Annotated in this window: 16 protein-coding genes; 8 read left to right on the forward strand and 8 right to left on the reverse strand. The window is 31.2% G+C overall.

All coding sequences use genetic code 11. The features are described from left to right. Nucleotides 1-44 precede the first annotated feature (44 nt). Nucleotides 45-1,274: an HD domain-containing protein gene (locus RMO53_RS12355; protein ID WP_310381245.1), complete on the reverse strand. Its 1,230-nt coding sequence runs from the start codon at nucleotides 1,272-1,274 to the stop codon at nucleotides 45-47. 236 nt (nucleotides 1,275-1,510) lie between these two features. Here RMO53_RS12355 and RMO53_RS12360 point away from each other — a divergent pair, with 236 nt between their 5' ends. From RMO53_RS12360 to RMO53_RS12380, 5 genes are read left to right on the forward strand one after another with little or no spacing between them, the layout of a single operon-like run. Beyond that, the gene (locus RMO53_RS12360) at nucleotides 1,511-3,064 is read left to right on the forward strand and encodes a PglZ domain-containing protein (RefSeq protein ID WP_310381248.1); all 1,554 of its coding nucleotides are present in this window, start codon (nucleotides 1,511-1,513) and stop codon (nucleotides 3,062-3,064) included. Between the two features lie 18 nt (nucleotides 3,065-3,082). Next, on the forward strand, nucleotides 3,083-3,490 hold the full coding sequence (gene tsaE, locus RMO53_RS12365; RefSeq protein WP_310381251.1) for a tRNA (adenosine(37)-N6)-threonylcarbamoyltransferase complex ATPase subunit type 1 TsaE: 408 nt from the start codon (nucleotides 3,083-3,085) through the stop codon (nucleotides 3,488-3,490). 10 nt (nucleotides 3,491-3,500) lie between these two features. Continuing rightward, on the forward strand, nucleotides 3,501-3,971 hold the full coding sequence (locus tag RMO53_RS12370; protein ID WP_310381253.1) for a GNAT family N-acetyltransferase: 471 nt from the start codon (nucleotides 3,501-3,503) through the stop codon (nucleotides 3,969-3,971). A 55-nt stretch (nucleotides 3,972-4,026) separates the two neighbouring features. Beyond that, nucleotides 4,027-5,226 carry an alanine dehydrogenase gene (locus RMO53_RS12375; protein ID WP_310381464.1) on the forward strand — a complete coding sequence of 400 codons (1,200 nt, stop codon included), beginning with the start codon at nucleotides 4,027-4,029 and terminating at the stop codon, nucleotides 5,224-5,226. Between the two features lie 37 nt (nucleotides 5,227-5,263). Then, nucleotides 5,264-5,638: a DUF4258 domain-containing protein gene (locus RMO53_RS12380; protein WP_310381255.1), complete on the forward strand. Its 375-nt coding sequence runs from the start codon at nucleotides 5,264-5,266 to the stop codon at nucleotides 5,636-5,638. Nucleotides 5,639-5,878: 240 nt separating this feature from the next. Here RMO53_RS12380 and pdxH read toward each other — a convergent pair whose 3' ends face one another. The 5 genes from pdxH to pyrR all read right to left on the reverse strand — a co-directional run bounded on the left by pdxH (nucleotide 5,879) and on the right by pyrR (nucleotide 9,444). After that, on the reverse strand, nucleotides 5,879-6,535 hold the full coding sequence (gene pdxH, locus RMO53_RS12385) for a pyridoxamine 5'-phosphate oxidase (protein ID WP_310381258.1): 657 nt from the start codon (nucleotides 6,533-6,535) through the stop codon (nucleotides 5,879-5,881). Between the two features lie 57 nt (nucleotides 6,536-6,592). Next, a complete protein-coding gene (locus RMO53_RS12390) occupies nucleotides 6,593-7,498 on the reverse strand; it encodes a ribonuclease Z (RefSeq protein ID WP_310381259.1) in 906 nt (301 codons plus the stop codon). Nucleotides 7,499-7,566: 68 nt separating this feature from the next. Beyond that, nucleotides 7,567-7,899 (reverse strand): ribonuclease Z, encoded by a 333-nt coding sequence (locus RMO53_RS12395; RefSeq protein ID WP_310381261.1) that lies wholly within the window; start codon nucleotides 7,897-7,899, stop codon nucleotides 7,567-7,569. A 71-nt stretch (nucleotides 7,900-7,970) separates the two neighbouring features. Further along, nucleotides 7,971-8,897: an aspartate carbamoyltransferase catalytic subunit gene (locus RMO53_RS12400; protein ID WP_310381264.1), complete on the reverse strand. Its 927-nt coding sequence runs from the start codon at nucleotides 8,895-8,897 to the stop codon at nucleotides 7,971-7,973. A 4-nt stretch (nucleotides 8,898-8,901) separates the two neighbouring features. Further along, complete coding sequence (gene pyrR / locus RMO53_RS12405) at nucleotides 8,902-9,444, reverse strand: bifunctional pyr operon transcriptional regulator/uracil phosphoribosyltransferase PyrR (RefSeq protein ID WP_310381265.1); 543 nt, start codon at nucleotides 9,442-9,444, stop codon at nucleotides 8,902-8,904. 184 nt (nucleotides 9,445-9,628) lie between these two features. Here pyrR and RMO53_RS12410 point away from each other — a divergent pair, with 184 nt between their 5' ends. Next, entirely contained in the window at nucleotides 9,629-10,054 is a 426-nt protein-coding gene (locus tag RMO53_RS12410; protein WP_310381268.1) for a BLUF domain-containing protein, read from the forward strand. Nucleotides 10,055-10,097: 43 nt separating this feature from the next. Here RMO53_RS12410 and RMO53_RS12415 read toward each other — a convergent pair whose 3' ends face one another. Continuing rightward, entirely contained in the window at nucleotides 10,098-11,720 is a 1,623-nt protein-coding gene (locus RMO53_RS12415; protein WP_310381271.1) for an ABC-F family ATP-binding cassette domain-containing protein, read from the reverse strand. Nucleotides 11,721-11,871: 151 nt separating this feature from the next. Between RMO53_RS12415 and RMO53_RS12420 the strand changes: the two genes are divergently transcribed. Continuing rightward, complete coding sequence (locus RMO53_RS12420; RefSeq protein WP_310381273.1) at nucleotides 11,872-13,281, forward strand: thioredoxin-like domain-containing protein; 1,410 nt, start codon at nucleotides 11,872-11,874, stop codon at nucleotides 13,279-13,281. 549 nt (nucleotides 13,282-13,830) lie between these two features. After that, entirely contained in the window at nucleotides 13,831-15,492 is a 1,662-nt protein-coding gene (locus RMO53_RS12425; protein WP_310381275.1) for an MFS transporter, read from the forward strand. A 71-nt stretch (nucleotides 15,493-15,563) separates the two neighbouring features. Here RMO53_RS12425 and fsa read toward each other — a convergent pair whose 3' ends face one another. Further along, nucleotides 15,564-16,220, reverse strand: a complete 657-nt coding sequence (gene fsa, locus RMO53_RS12430; RefSeq protein ID WP_310381277.1) for a fructose-6-phosphate aldolase — start codon at nucleotides 16,218-16,220, stop codon at nucleotides 15,564-15,566. Nucleotides 16,221-16,391 lie beyond the last annotated feature (171 nt).

The following is a 16,391-nucleotide window of genomic DNA, read 5'->3' on the forward strand; positions in this document are numbered from 1 at the left end:
TCATCTCGACAAAAATATAAAAAATTAACTTTTAAATATTGATTTTACACAAGTTGTTTTGGGAAACAAATATAATATTTGGTAACCAATCTGGACAATGACTTTAAATTCAATTGATCAGAAACATCAACAATGTCCTCGATTGATTTGTCTTTTCGTAATATTCGAATAGGTTCGGCCTCTTTACTGTAGGCTTGTGTTTTAATTTTACCTTTAAATATAAAATAATTTGTTTCTGGAATTGTAATGTTGTTTTCAAGAGAAAAACGCTCTTTTAAGAGTTGCAATTCGTCTTTTGATATTTTTTCGTTACTTACTTTTATTTTTAATAAATCTCTATTTATTATCATTTTACTCAAAGTCGATAATATATAATCGTCATGGTTTTGCCAAGATTTTAAAGCGCTAATAATATCAAAATCATCAAGTTGTGAAAACAACTCTAAATTTTTACTGTTGAAGGTTTCAAAAATAATTTTGTTTTTCATAAAAAATAATAAAGGCTCGCTACAGGGCAAAACTATACCGTTTTGAGTCAATATTTTTGCCCGTTTTAATATTTTAGTCAATATTATTTCTGCTACTAAACTTGTTTTGTGTAAATAAACTTGCCAGTACATGAGTCGTCTGGACATCAAGAATTTTTCGACAGAGTAAATTCCTTTTTCTTCAATAACCAAAACATCATCAACTACATTCATCATTTGAATTAATCGTTCAGAATTAACGTTTCCTTCGGCAACTCCTGAATAAAAACTATCTCGTTTTAAGTAATCCATTCGATCCATATCGAGTTGACTTGAAATGAGCTGAAGCATAAATTTTCTAGGATAATCTTCCTTAAAAACTTGTATTGCTAAACTCAATTTACCCTCAAATTCAACATTCAATTGATTCATAAATAATAATGATATAGCTTCGTGATGTACGTCTTCAACAATGCTTTTTTCCATAGCATGCGAAAATGGTCCATGTCCAATGTCATGCAATAAAATAGCTATATACAAGGCATTTTCTTCATCCGTAGATATAGTAACACCTTTAAAACGAAGTGTTTCTACGGCTTTTTGCATGATATGCATACAGCCCAAAGCATGGTGAAAACGAGTGTGATTTGCGCCAGGATATACTAAATAAGATAAACCCATTTGAGAAATACGGCGCAAACGCTGAAAATAAGGATGCTGAATTAAATCATAAATAAGGGCATTCGGAATGGTGATAAATCCATAAATAGGATCGTTAAATATTTTTAGCTTATTGATTTCGGTCACTTTGATATGGTGTTTGTGTTAACAAATATAGGTAAAATCAGTATTTATTAGAGTTCATTTATTATAGTTAAAAAAAAATACCTTAATAACTCAGGTTAATAAATATTATTTGAAGATTGTTTTACTTTTAGATAAAAAATTTAAAAAATAAATTAGCATAAAATTAGCAATTAACCGTTATTAAAAATAGTAATTTGTGCTCCTAACCTAAATATTCGCCAATACTACTTTAAAATATGGATACAATAAAAATACTTTGGGTCGATGATGAAATTGACTATTTAAAACCACACATTATATTTCTTGAAAAGAAAAACTATAGTGTTACCACTTGCAACAACGGTCGTGACGCTATCGATATTTTTGACTCTACTAATTTTGACATTGTTTTTCTAGACGAGAACATGCCTGGAATGAGTGGATTGGAAACGCTTTCAGAAATGAAAGAAAAAAAATCTTCGGTTCCAATGATTATGATTACCAAAAGTGAGGAAGAGTATATTATGGAAGAAGCCATTGGCTCAAAAATTGCAGATTATTTGATTAAGCCTGTGAATCCAAACCAAATTTTGTTGAGTTTGAAGAAGAACTTGGATCATTCCCGATTGGTTTCGCAAAAAACAACATTAGATTACCAGAAAGAATTTCGTAAAATTTCGATGGAAATGGCTATGGTTAATTCCTATGAGGAATGGATCGAATTGTATAAGAAATTAATTTTTTGGGAATTAGAACTCGAAGGCATCAATGATCACGGCATGATTCAAATACTTGAATCACAAAAAACAGAAGCTAATTCTCAATTCGGGAAATTTATAGAGCGTAATTATGAAGATTGGTTTATTCCAAAAGCAGACAAACCAATTCAATCTCATACTTTATTTAAGGAATTAGTAGTACCAGAAATTGTTAAAAAGGATAAACCAATATTATTTGTTGTCATAGATAATTTGAGATATGACCAATGGAAAGTTTTTGAAAATGTGGTTGCAAATCACTATAAACTAGAAAAAGAAGTTCCGTATTATGCCATTTTACCCACCGCAACACAATATGCTAGAAATGCTATTTTTTCGGGTTTAACCCCACTTGAAATGGAAAAACAATTTCCTCAATATTGGAAAAACGATCCAGAAGAAGGTGGAAAAAATTTATTTGAAGCCGAGTTTTTAACAGCGCAATTAAAAAAATTGGGCTTAAATATAAAACAAGATTATTTTAAAATCACCAACCTTGCTGGTGGAAAAAAACTAGTAGAAAATTTTAAATCATTAAAAAACAATGATTTAGTTACCGTAGTCTATAATTTCGTAGACATGCTTTCCCATGCGAAAACCGAAATGGACGTAGTAAAAGAACTCGCGTCAGACGATAAAGCTTATCGATCGTTGACTTTGAGTTGGTTCAAGAATTCACCTTTATTAGATATTATTCAACAAGCACAAAAATTAGGTTTTAAATTAATTTTGACAACAGATCACGGAACAATAAATGTAAAAAACCCATCAAAAGTGGTTGGGGATAAAAACACAAGCCTCAATTTGAGATATAAAACAGGACGTAGTTTGACCTATGAATACAAAGATGTTTATGCCGTCAAAGACCCTAAAAATATAGGTTTACCATCAATTAATATGAGTAGTTCTTATATTTTTGCAAAAAATGATTTATTTTTGGCTTATGTTAATAACTACAATCATTACGTAAGTTATTACAAAAATACATATCAACATGGAGGTATTTCTCTTGAAGAAATGATTATACCTTTTTTGATTTTTAATCCAAAATAAATTCAGATTACAACATTTATGGAAATTACTTTTTCTTTAGAAGAGATAAATGAAGTTGCACAAAAAATAGTAGCTCAAAACCCAAATAAAGTGATACTTTTTCATGGCGAAATGGGTGTTGGTAAGACCACATTAATAAATGCTTTAGCCAAAAAACTTGGTGTTGAGGGAAATACAAGTAGTCCAACTTTTTCATTAGTTAATGAATATCAAATTATTGATAATCAATTAGTTTATCATTTTGATTTTTATAGAATTAAAACAGAGTCGGAAGCATTAGACATGGGAGTTGATGAATATTTATATTCTAGAAATTGGTGTTTTATAGAATGGGCAGAGAAAATCCCAAATCTTATACCTGAAAAACATTCTAGTATCACAATTAAATTGCTTTCTGATGGAAAAAGATTTTTAAAATTAAGCTAATTTAAAAATTATGGAAATAAATAATAAAGTAACAATTATACCTTATTCTGCTGATTTAAAAGAGCCCATAAAAACATTAAATTTCGAATGGTTAAAAAAATATTTTAGAGTAGAAGATAAAGATGAAATAATGCTTTCTGATCCTCAAGGGGAAATTATTGACAAAGGAGGAATGATTTTTTATGCAAAATATGACCACAAAATTGTAGGAACGGTGTCGTTATTAAAAATTGACGAAACTACATTTGAACTCAGTAAAATGGCTGTTACAGATGGCGTACAAGGTTTGGGAATTGGTCAAAAACTCATGGAACATTGTCTGTTAATTGCCGAACAAAAGGGAATCAAAAAAATTATTTTATATTCCAACAAAAAATTATTGCCTGCAATTTATTTATATAAAAAAGTTGGTTTTATAGAAATCCCACTCGAAGATGGAATCTATGAAAGAGCTGATATTAAAATGGAAAAAGTGATTTAGGAACTATTTTTTGGCTTAAATCTATTTTTTTTCCTAAATTGTACCCTAATTTTTTATACAAATGTCATTAACTCCTTTTACTAGACAACAGCTGTTACCACAAGAAGAAAAACTTGAAATAGCGAGACACAAAAGCGAACTATTTATTGGTATTCCAAAGGAGACAAGTTATCAGGAACGACGTATTTGTCTCACTCCTGATGCTGTGAATTCGTTAACTTATCAAGGACATCGAGTAATGATAGAAGCTGGAGCTGGTGAAAGTTCTAGTTATTCTGACAAAGAATATGCAAGTGCTGGAGCAGAAATTACTAATGATACGAAAAAAGTTTTTAGCTGCCCGATGATTCTTAAAGTTGAACCACCTACAACTACGGAAATTGGTATGATGAATTCAGAAACAATTCTAATATCGGCTATTCAACTAAAAACTAGAAAAAAATCGTATTTCGAATCATTAACAAAGAAAAAAATTACTGCACTCGCTTTTGAATATATCAAAGATGAAGACGGTACTTATCCTGCAGTTAAATCCCTGAGCGAAATTGCCGGAACAGCCTCAATACTTATCGCTGCTGAGTTAATGATTACTAATGAATTAGGCAAAGGACTTTTATTTGGAAACATAACCGGAGTTCCTCCCACTGATGTTGTCATACTCGGAGCCGGAACTGCTGGCGAATTTGCAGCAAAAACCGCCATTGGTTTAGGAGCAAATGTAAAAGTTTTTGATAATTCGATTACTAAATTAAGGAGGTTACAAAACAATTTAAACCAACGCATATTTACCTCAACAATACATCCCAAATCATTATTGAAAGCACTCAGAAGATGTGATGTCGCTATTGGCGCAATGCGAGGAAAAGAGCGTTGCCCAGTAATTGTTACCGAAACTATGGTAGAGCACATGAAAAATGGTGCTGTAATTGTTGATATTAGTATTGATACTGGTGGATGTTTTGAAACTTCGGAAGTTACAACCCACGAAAAACCAACTTTTGTAAAAAATAATGTATTGCATTACTGCGTCCCAAATATTCCCTCAAGATATTCTAAAACAGCTTCACTTTCTATAAGCAATATTATAACTCCGTATTTATTACAAATAGCCGAAGATGGCGGAATTGAAAGCTCGATTAGATGCAACAAAGGGCTCAAAAATGGTGTTTATCTATATCATGGAATTGTAACGAACGTATCTATTGGTGACTGGTTTGATTTGCCAAATAACGATATCAATTTAATCGTATTTTAAGGAAACTTTCTTCTACCTTTGCAAAAAAAATAAATTTATGAAATTTACACATCGATTTGCCTACTATTTAATTGGGCTAATAATGGGTTCTTTCTTTGTAGCTGCTGTTTTTAGCGGCAAAGATACTCGTTGTAATTATTTTCCAAATGCTCGAGTTTTGAATGATTTAAGGAATAAACCTTTTCATTATTCCGAAAAAGCAACAAAAATATTAACCGAAAAATGGATTGATACTGCGGATATTAAAAACACTTTAAAATTAGGCGATGTAGATTTTGATCTAAGTAATATTAAATTTGGTAGTGGAAAACTTTATGTTATTGATGGGAAAACAATAAAAAACCAAGATATTACGCTTAAAATCATAAATTATGAAGACAAAGCGGTTTTAAATGATATTATCAAAAAATAATAGTTTGTGGTACAAAAAAACCATCATTTCAGGGATGATGGTTTTTCTAACTAATCAATAAACCAAAAAATCTCAATTATATATTTTTAAGTAGATTGTGGGGCAAACTTTTTAAATTTTTTTTTATCGAGATTTTCTTTATTAATTCTTGAGTCAAATATATAATTTTAATCGACTAAAATACAAATTTAATCGATTAAATACACAAAAATTATTAAAAAATAAGTTTAATCTTATATTTTAAGACGATAATCTTTCTATTTTCCAAGAAAAGTCACTTTGTAGTTGGTATCTTATCCTATCATGCAGCCTATTTGGTCTGCCTTGCCAAAACTCAACCTCAACAGGTTTTACAATATATCCTCCCCAATAATCGGGTCTTGGAATTTCTAATCCTACAAAATCTTTTTCGAGTTCTTTCAAATTTTCTTCTAAAACAGTTCGAGACGAAATGACATCACTTTGATTAGAAGCGATAGCTCCTAATTTACTACCTGTTGGTCTTGATGCGAAATATCCATCAGAAATATTTGAAGAAGTTTTCTCGGCAATTCCTTTGATAATGACTTGTCTTTCAAGTGTATGCCAAAAGAATGAGAGGCAAACATTTGGATTATTAGCAATAGCTTTCCCTTTTTCGGAATTGTAATTGGTGTAAAATATAAAGCCTTCAAAATTGAATTGTTTTAAAAGTACCACTCGTGATTTTGGAAAACCATCCAATCCAATTGTCGAAATTGTCATAGCGTTTACCTCTACTCCCGAAGTTTCGGGGCTATCGAAATCCTCAACTTCGTGAAACCATTTATCGAATAAATTGATTGGATCTTCAGGAATTGTGGTTTCCAAAAGTTCACTTTTATCATAAGATTTTCTGTAGTTGCTTAAATCACTCATTTTATTTGTAGTTACTTAAAAGTGGTGTAAAATTATGGCTTGTAAGTTAATTAATATTTAAAATTCAAAGCTTTTTCCATCATCAGCTAATAAAATATTTGGAAAAATAGTCTCTGCTTGTTGCTTAAAAAGTTTGATATTTTCATATCGAGTGGAATAATGTCCTAGAACTAATTGCTTGACATTCGCTTTTAAAGCGATAGTTGCAGCTTCTTTTGCTGTAGAATGCATCGTTTTTTTTGCCAAACTTTCCTCGGAATCTAGAAAGGTAGATTCATGATACAAAACGTCGACACGCTCAATTATAGGAATCATATTTTCATTATAAATGGTATCAGAGCAAAATGCATAACTCTTAACTGCAATAGGATCAAATGTTAATTTGCTGTTTTCAATAACGCGACCGTCGTCTAAAGTTATGTCTTTTCCGTTTTTTATTTTTTGATAATAACAGGTATCAATTTCGTAGTTTTGTACAGCATTTAAATCTAATTTTCTATCACCAACTTTTTCTTGAAACAAAAATCCATTGGTATAAACCCTGTGTTTTAAAGGGATTGTCCTAACTATTACTTTTTCATCTTCAAATATAATTTCACTTTCATTAGATTCTAATTCATGAAAATACAAACCGAAATTTGTCCAAGAATTAGACAATCGCAATTGGAGATTTATAATTTCTTTAATTCCTTTTGGACCATAAACATGTAAATCTTTAGTACGATTGAGCAATGCAAAAGTGGAAATTAAACCTATCAACCCAAAAAAATGATCTCCATGCAAATGAGAGATAAAAACTTGATTGATTTTTGAAAACCTGATTTTGTTTTTGCGCAACTGCACTTGAGTACCTTCGCCACAATCAATTAGAAAAAGTCTATTTCTGATTTCTAAAACTTGCGAAGTGGGATTGGTAAAAGTGCGCGGTGTGGCTGCATAACAACCGAGTATGGTTAGGTTCATTTTTTATTTAAAGGTTGTGAATTATGGGTTAAACATCTAACTCTTAACTCATAACTTTATTTTTTTTTCTAGAAGCCCAAATCTCTTTCAATTTCTTCCATCTCAATGACATCATGGGCTTCTTGAAGTGATCTAACAACTGCAAGTCTATCAGAAACGGCATTATAATCTAAATCAGAAGTCACTATTATAAAAGATTTTTTGGAATTAACATGAATTTTGGAAAGCGGCAAAAAACTATTAATGGTTGCCAAAGGAAGGTTTTTATGCAGTCTTATATCAATTATAATATTATACTTTTCAAAGGATTTATACTCATGCGTCACCTTCATTAGGAACGACATTAAATCTCCTTGCGTATCTTTTATACAAACCGTATGTCCTTTTTGTTCAACTTTCATTTTAATAAAATTATAGTTATGCTAATTTAAAAAGAAAATTTGGGTTATTTCAAATTACTGCAATAGAATATTTAATGAATTTTCGATGCTAATAAATAAATTACAGCCATTCGAATTGCAACTCCGTTTTCTACTTGGTTTAAAATTATCGATTGTTTTGAATCTGCAACATCGCTCGTAATTTCGACACCACGATTAATTGGTCCGGGATGCATGATAATGATTTCCTTGTTTAGTGAATCCAATAAGACTTTATCAAGACCATACTGTTGAGCATATTCGCGAGTTGAAGGAAAATAATTGACATCCATTCGTTCGTTTTGAACACGCAACATATTGGCTGCATCGCACCATTCTAATGCTTTTCGTAAATTGGGTTCTACCGTAACTCCAAGTGATTCTATATACTTTGGAATAAGTGTTTTTGGTCCACAAACTTTGACTTCGGCGCCTTGCATTTGAAGTGCGTATAGGTTCGAAAGTGCTACTCTGGAGTGTAAAATATCACCAACAATTACTACTTTTTTTCCGGCTATATCGCCTAGTTTTTCTCTAATTGAATAACTGTCTAGTAAGGCTTGAGTTGGATGCTCGTGTGCGCCATCACCGGCATTTATGATACTTGCTTTAACATTTTGGGACAAGAAATGAGCCGAACCAGGATTTGCATGTCGCATTACGACCATATCCACTTTCATTGAAAGTATATTGTTGACTGTATCAATCAAAGTCTCGCCTTTTTTTACCGAAGACTGTGCTGCGGAAAAGCTAATTACATCGGCAGACAATCGTTTCTGGGCTAATTCAAAGGAAAGTTTAGTTCGTGTGCTGTTTTCAAAAAATATGTTGGCAATGGTAATATCTCGTAATGAAGGTACTTTTTTTATGGGACGATTGATGACTTCTTTAAAATGATCTGCGGTTTCAAAAATGAGGTCAATATCTTTTTTGTTGATATATTTTATTCCTAATAAATGATTTACACTTAATTCGCTCATTTTGTTAATTATTATTAATTAAATATACAGCATCTTCACCGTCATTATCTTTCCAGCAAACCTTAACTTTCTCATTGTTTATGGCATCTACTTGACGACCTCGATAATCAGGTTGAATAGGTAAATGACGACTAAAACGACGGTCAATAAGAACTAGTAATTCTATTTCAGATGGTCTTCCAAAGGATTGAATCGCAGTTAATGCCGATCTAATACTTCGTCCAGTAAACAAAACATCGTCTATAAAAACCACTTTTTTATTTTCGACAATAAAATCTATTTCGGTTTTATTTGCTTCTAGTGGTTTATTAGTTCTGCGAAAATCGTCTCTAAAAAAAGTGATATCAAGATAACCAAGTGAAATTTTTGAAATAGAATATTCTTTTTCCAGCAAATCTTTTAATCGCTCTGCCAAGAAAGTACCTCGAGGCTGGATTCCTACTAAAATTGTATCCGAAAAATCAAGGTGTTTTTCGATTAACTGACAAGCCAAACGATGCAGAATGATATTGACTTCTTTTGAAGTGAGCAATACTTTTTGACTCATAACTATATTTTGTTTGGGTTACAAAGATATAATTTTTTATATAAAGACCCAATTGAATTTTATTAGACTTGCAAATTTTGAAATTGCAACCTGAAAACTAATAATAGTTTTATCATATTCTTAAATAATGGCCTAAAAAATGATATTATTCTATTTCTATTTACTAAATTTAAAAAAAAATCACATGTACAAAATTATTTATTTTAGTTCGGCTACAAAATTGCTCGATGAAGTTGAAATAAATTCCCTTTTAGTTAAGGCACATCATTATAATTTTGAAAAAGGCATTACTGGAGTTTTATTGTATCTTGAAGGTGATTTTTTACAAGTATTAGAGGGAAAAAAAGCTGATGTAGTTATTTTATTTGATAAAATTAAGAAAGATTCAAGACACCAATTAATAATTACAATTTTTGAACAGAAAATTTCAAAAAGACAATTTCCGGATTGGACTATGGGATTTCACTCTTCTACCTATGAAAAACTGCGAAGAATAAAAGGATTAGAAACCATTGAAAAAAGAAATTTAGTAAATATAAATGATAAATCAGTTTTAACTTTTTTAAATAAATTTATAAAATCTCACAAGGAAGCAATTAGTTTTTGGTAATTTTTTTTAAAATAGGAGTAAAAAAATCAATTTTTACTAGTTTTTATTCTTGAGAATACATCTTTGTTCTTAATTCCTGAACTTTCTCGTCATCAAGATAATCGTCGAATGTCATGTAACGATCAATGGCACCTTTTGGCGTTAATTCAATTACTCTATTGGCGACAGTTTGCGAAAACTCGTGATCGTGTGTGGTGAAAATCACAGAACCTTTGAAATTTTTTAGAGAATTATTAAATGCCGTAATAGACTCTAAATCCAAGTGATTGGTTGGTTCATCAAGCATTAAAACATTAGCACGTTGCATCATCATTCGCGACAACATGCATCTTACTTTTTCGCCACCAGACAAAACTCTACAGGTTTTCAAGGCTTCTTCACCAGAAAAAATCATTTTCCCCAAAAAACTACGAATATTAACTTCGTCGCGCTCTTCTTCGGTTTTTACCCATTGACGCAACCAATCTACTAGAGAATAATCGCTTTCAAAAAAGGAATGGTTTTCGACTGGTAAATACGCCTGAATTGTAGTAACACCCCAATCGTATTTTCCTGAATCTGCTTTTTGATTTCCGTTAAGTATTTCATAGAATGCCGTTGTGGCTCGAGAATCTTTAGAAAAAAGTACAATTTTATCTCCTTTGGCCATATTCAAATCGACTCCTTTAAACAAAACGTCACCATCTACAGAAGCACTCAAATTTTGCACATTTAAAATTTGGTCACCAGCTTCACGTTCTTGATCAAAAATAATGGCGGGATAACGCCGACTTGATGGTTTGATCTCGGAAATATTCAATTTTGAAATCATCTTTTTACGAGAAGTCGCCTGTTTTGATTTGGCTACATTGGCACTAAAACGTCGAATAAATTCTTCTAATTCTTGTTTCTTCTCTTCGGCTTTTTTGTTTTGTTGTGCACGTTGTTTTGCTGCTAATTGGCTGGATTCATACCAGAAAGTGTAATTACCAGAATAATGGTTTATTTTACTAAAATCAATATCAGAAATATGAGTACAAACCGCATCAAGAAAGTGACGATCGTGCGAGACTACAATAACTGTATTTTCATAATTAGCTAAGAAATTTTCGAGCCATGCAATGGTTTCAAAATCCAAATCATTAGTTGGTTCATCCATAATTAATAAATCTGGATTTCCAAAAAGTGCTTGGGCTAGAAGTACTCGAACTTTAATTTTACCTTCTAAATCTCCCATTAAGGTATAATGGTGTTCTTCGGTAATGCCTAGATTTGAAAGCATTGCTGCGGCATCAGAATCTGCATTCCAACCATTCATTTCCTCAAATCGAACTTGCAACTCTCCTATTCTATCAGCATTTTTATCATTATAATCTAAATAGAGTGCATCCATTTCTTTTTTTACAGCATACAAAACCTTGTTTCCCATCATCACGGTTTCTAGAACCGTAAATTCGTCAAACATATTGTGATTTTGATTCAAAACCGACATTCGTTTGCCAGGTTCCAAGTGTACATGTCCTGAAGTAGGATCCATTTCACCAGCAATTATTTTCAAAAAAGTAGATTTTCCAGCACCATTTGCTCCAATAACTCCGTAAATATTGCCGTGTGAAAAGACTGTGTTTACTTCGTCGAACAAGATTCTTTTTCCGAACTGAACTGATAAATTATTTATTGATAACATGGAGCGTACTTTATAAAATTTTTGCAAAAATAGTAAAAAATAGTGGATTTAATTTGCCTTACTCTTACATTTAAATTAGCTACATTTAACTATGTATTAACAGTAAAATTAGATTGGTCTGAATATTTTTGTATACTTATCTGCTGTAATTATGAATACCCCCAAAGTATTTAATCGTTTTTTAATTTTAATTGTTTGCTTAACATCATTATGTTCTTGTAATAAAGAACTTAAGGCTAGCGATTATACTGCTTATTTTGGTGGAGAAATTGTAAATCCTACGCACCGTTATGTGCTGTTTTGTAAAGATTCTCAAGTTTTAGATACCATTCCGCTGAAAGAGGATAATACTTTTTTTATAAAATTTGATTCCTTAGCTTCAGGGTTGTATAATTTTAAGCATGAACCTGAATATCAATATGTTTTTTTTGATAAAAATGACAGTATAATGGTTCATATCAACTCAAATGATTTTGATGAGTCTATCGTTTTTTGTGGAAAAGGGGATGAAAAAAATAATTTTTTGATGGATTTATACCTTCGTAATGAATCCAATAGAGAACAGTCATTCGATATTTACGATTATGATGTTTCTCAATTTTCAAAGAATATAGATTCAACATACAGTTCTAACAAAAAGTTTTATGATTTTAGAAAAAGTGAAATCAAATGGAGTAACGACTTTGATTTGTTTGCCAAAGCATCTTTGGATTTTCATAATTATTCAAAAAAAGAGTTGTATCCAGTAATTCATAAAATGAGAACGGGAAATGACATTAGAAAAAAACTGCCAAAAGATTTTTATAGTTTTAGAAAAAATATAAATTTTAATAATGTAGAATTAACAGGCTATCTTCCGTTTGTGATGTACCTTTCCCATTTGCTTAATAATTTAGGATCTATTAATTATCATAATCATTTTTCAGAGGTCGACTTATCGTTAAAAATTAATGTGAACAAACTCAATATTGCTGATACATTAATTAAAAATGAAAAAGTAAAAAATATGATTCTAAATAATATTGCTTTCACTTATTTTTTAGAAGATCAAAATATGCTAAACAATCAAACTTTTTTAGATACTTATCATAAATACTCAACAGATAAAAGTGCTGAAAATGAAATCATAAAAATAGGCAAAGCAATTCAATTATTAAAGCCTGGTAATTCAATTCCAGAAGTAAATTTAATTAATTTGAAAGGGCAAAAAATTTCATCAAAAAACATTTTAGCTAAAAAAACAATTTTATTTTTCTATACTGAAAACGCAGAAACTCACATGGCTTCTGCACACAAAAAAGCAATCGCGTTTAAATCTCGTCATCCTGATTATCAATTTATAGCAATAAATCTTGATGAAAAACAATCTAAATGGTTTGAACTATTGTCAAAATATAAATTTGATGGTATCGAGGAATATCGGTGTGATGATTTTGAAGACTTAAAAACAAAATGGGCAATTACAAAAATACATAGGACTATAATTCTAGATAAAAATGGTAAAATAAACAATGCCTTCACTAACTTATTTGAAGCAAACTTTGAAAAATACCTTAAATAACCCGTTGGGTGTAATTCGTTTTTTTTTACCACATAGAAACATAGATTTTGTGAATTTTAAAAGGCGTTTCACTTATTTTAAGAAAATCATAGCTATCTGAACTCATGAAGTGGGCTATCTAACTCTTTTTTTCTATGTTTCTATGTGGTAAAATTATTTTTTACTTGTTTTTATTAATTGCACCCAACGGGTCTTAAATAGTCTTCATAATACATTATAAAAAATCTAGCAACCAATATCTAGATTTATCTTATTTATTAATTTTGATGAAGTCAAATTTGTACATTGAAAAAGTATCCAAAATTGTTCAAACAAATTTACTAATTGAAGTATTTTTAATAAATAAAATTTAAGTAAATTTAGAATATACTTAAGAATCAACTGTTATCCTATAAAAATATTTATGCTTAATTCAAAAAAATAACGTTTTCGTTATTGATTTGACGCTATTTATTCCAATAAATTTTTTTTTGTTAGGTAATACAATATATTTACTGTAATACAAACCAGTAAAAGTAGTAACCTAAAACCATAACTAAATAAAAAATTATGAATACAGAACAAACAAAGTCTAATAATTCAGCGCTGTACACCTTAATATCCGTTTTTTTCTTTTGGGGATTTATTGGCGCCTCAAATGGTGTTTTTATTCCTTTCTGTAAGGCAAAATTTGGATTAGACCAATTTCAAAGCCAGCTTATCGATTTTGCTTTTTACGGTGCTTATTATATTGGAGCCTTACTTCTTTTCATATTTAGCAGTATTGCAAAAAAAGATATTCTTAACGATTGGGGATTCAAAAAAGGAATTATTTATGGATTATTGATTAGTACTTTTGGTGCTGTATTAATGATATTAGCTGTAACTCAAGGTAGTTATTTATTTATACTCGGAGCGTTGTTTATAGTTGCTCTTGGTTTTTCATTGCAACAAACCTCGGCACAACCGTTTGCGGCTTCATTAGGTGAGCCGCACAGTGCTTCGAGTAGATTAAATCTTGCTGGCGGAATCAATTCGTTTGGAACAACAATAGGTCCAATAGTAGTATCGATAGCATTATTTGGCGTTATTTCAGGAGTGAGTATCGAGGAATTTGCTCAAAAAGAAAATTCATTGGATGCCATGAAAATTCTATATGTATTTGTGGGTGGCTTATTTTTATTGGCAGCAGCCTTATTTCAATTTTCTAAAAAATTACCAGCAGGCAAAAGCGACTCTACTTTTGAAACAGCAAGCAAAGCGATGAAAACCTTAATCGCAATTACAGTAATTTTAGTAGCCATTTTTGCTTATATATTTTCTCGCTATGAAGATCCAGAATTTATAACTCGATTTTTAGAAAATAAAGAGAAAGATTATTTAGGATTATCATTGACCGTTTCAACATTAATAGTAGTAGTTGTCGGATTATTGTTTGCCAATACCTCAGCACAAAAAAATTCTGAAGGTTGGGGAGCAATGAAATATCCTCAATTAGTATTGGGAATGTTAGCCCTGTTCACCTATGTAGGTGTAGAAGTAACTATAGGCAGTAACTTGGGCGAATTATTAAAAACTGCTGATTTTGGATCTATTGATGGTCCAGGATTAGCACCATATATGTCTATGTATTGGGGAAGTTTAATGATTGGACGTTGGGCTGGAGCAATATCAGTTTTTAATCCGTCATCTCAATTAAAGAAAATTTTACTCATTGTTGTACCTTATATAGCATTTGCGGTGGTTTTAATAGTTAATGCAATTTCTGGACAAGATATTACACCGTTATATGCTTATGCATTTGTAGTTGTGTTTCAAGTTGCAGGATTCTTTTTAGGAAAAGATCAGCCTTCAAGAACACTTATGATTTTTGGACTTATGGGAATGATTGCAATGCTAATAGGTTTATTCACAACTGGAACAATAGCAATTTTTGCTTTCATGAGTGGTGGATTATTCTTAAGTATTATGTGGCCTTCAATTTTCTCATTAGCAATTGCTGGTTTAGGAAAATATACTTCGCAAGGTTCAGCTTTCTTGGTAATGATGATTTTAGGTGGTGGAATTATCCCACCATTACAAGGAAAGTTAGCTGATATTATAGGTATTCATGCTTCTTATTTTATTCCTGTTTTGTGTTTTGCTTTTATAGCATTCTATGGTTGGAAAGTCATTGGGATATTACAAAAACAAGGAATCGGACACGAAATAGAAGTTGGCGGAGGTCATTAATTCCCAACAGTCATTTAACGAAAAAGTCCCATTTGCAGGAGCAAATGGGACTTTTTTATTGGAATTGAGATTTACTTATTTCCTTTTTCGAAATCGGCTACAAACTGTGCCAATCCTATATCAGTCAATGGATGTTTCAATAATCCGTAGATTGCAGAAAGTGGTCCAGTCATGACATCGGCACCAATTTTTGCGCAATTTACGATGTGCATCGTGTGACGAACTGATGCAGCAAGAATTTGTGTTTCATAACCATAGTTGTCATAAATCAAACGAATTTCTTCAATAAGTGCCAATCCATCAGTTGATACATCGTCCAATCGTCCTATAAATGGAGATACATAAGTTGCACCAGCTTTCGCAGCTAATAAAGCTTGACCAGCCGAAAACACTAATGTAACATTGGTTTTAATTCCTTTATCCGAAAAGTATTTTGCAGCCATAACACCTTCTTTTGTCATGGGCAACTTCACTACAATTTGTTCGTGCAAATCGGCTAATTCTTCTCCTTCTTTCACCATACCTGCAAAATCAAGAGCATTCACTTCGGCACTTACGTCTCCGTCAACTAAATTGCAAATGTCAACATAGTGTTTTAAAATGCTGTTTTTTCCGGTAATTCCTTCCTTCGCCATCAACGATGGATTTGTGGTAACACCATCAAGAACGCCTAATGCTTGCGCTTCTTTAATTTGAGCTAAATTTGCAGTATCAATAAAAAATTTCATAGTTTATATTTAATTGTGTGTATAATTATTTTTGGGCGTGCCATCCCGTTCGTGTATAATATTACTCGTGCCTCACTTCATTTTACTACAACGGGAGTCGGGCTTTGCGCTATATCTTTTTTTCTCTAAAAAGAGAAAAAAAGGATGTCGCTTCAATCCCTCACGCAAAAT

The sequence above is a fragment of the Flavobacterium sp. genome (assembly GCF_031409475.1).
Classification (GTDB): Bacteria; Bacteroidota; Bacteroidia; order Flavobacteriales; family Flavobacteriaceae; genus Flavobacterium.

Excerpts from the sequence above, each read along its gene's own strand:
- RMO53_RS12380 (WP_310381255.1), top strand. The coding sequence starts at position 5,264 with ATGAAATTTACACATCGATTTGCCTACTATTTAATTGGGCTAATAATG.
- RMO53_RS12400 (WP_310381264.1), bottom strand. The coding sequence starts at position 8,897 with ATGAGCGAATTAAGTGTAAATCATTTATTAGGAATAAAATATATCAAC.
- RMO53_RS12425 (WP_310381275.1), top strand. The coding sequence starts at position 13,831 with ATGAATACAGAACAAACAAAGTCTAATAATTCAGCGCTGTACACCTTA.
- RMO53_RS12395 (WP_310381261.1), bottom strand. The coding sequence starts at position 7,899 with ATGAAAGTTGAACAAAAAGGACATACGGTTTGTATAAAAGATACGCAA.
- RMO53_RS12370 (WP_310381253.1), top strand. The coding sequence starts at position 3,501 with ATGGAAATAAATAATAAAGTAACAATTATACCTTATTCTGCTGATTTA.
- RMO53_RS12415 (WP_310381271.1), bottom strand. The coding sequence starts at position 11,720 with ATGTTATCAATAAATAATTTATCAGTTCAGTTCGGAAAAAGAATCTTG.
- fsa (WP_310381277.1), bottom strand. The coding sequence starts at position 16,220 with ATGAAATTTTTTATTGATACTGCAAATTTAGCTCAAATTAAAGAAGCG.
- pyrR (WP_310381265.1), bottom strand. The coding sequence starts at position 9,444 with ATGAGTCAAAAAGTATTGCTCACTTCAAAAGAAGTCAATATCATTCTG.
- RMO53_RS12360 (WP_310381248.1), top strand. The coding sequence starts at position 1,511 with ATGGATACAATAAAAATACTTTGGGTCGATGATGAAATTGACTATTTA.
- RMO53_RS12420 (WP_310381273.1), top strand. The coding sequence starts at position 11,872 with ATGAATACCCCCAAAGTATTTAATCGTTTTTTAATTTTAATTGTTTGC.
- RMO53_RS12390 (WP_310381259.1), bottom strand. The coding sequence starts at position 7,498 with ATGAACCTAACCATACTCGGTTGTTATGCAGCCACACCGCGCACTTTT.
- tsaE (WP_310381251.1), top strand. The coding sequence starts at position 3,083 with ATGGAAATTACTTTTTCTTTAGAAGAGATAAATGAAGTTGCACAAAAA.
- RMO53_RS12410 (WP_310381268.1), top strand. The coding sequence starts at position 9,629 with ATGTACAAAATTATTTATTTTAGTTCGGCTACAAAATTGCTCGATGAA.
- pdxH (WP_310381258.1), bottom strand. The coding sequence starts at position 6,535 with ATGAGTGATTTAAGCAACTACAGAAAATCTTATGATAAAAGTGAACTT.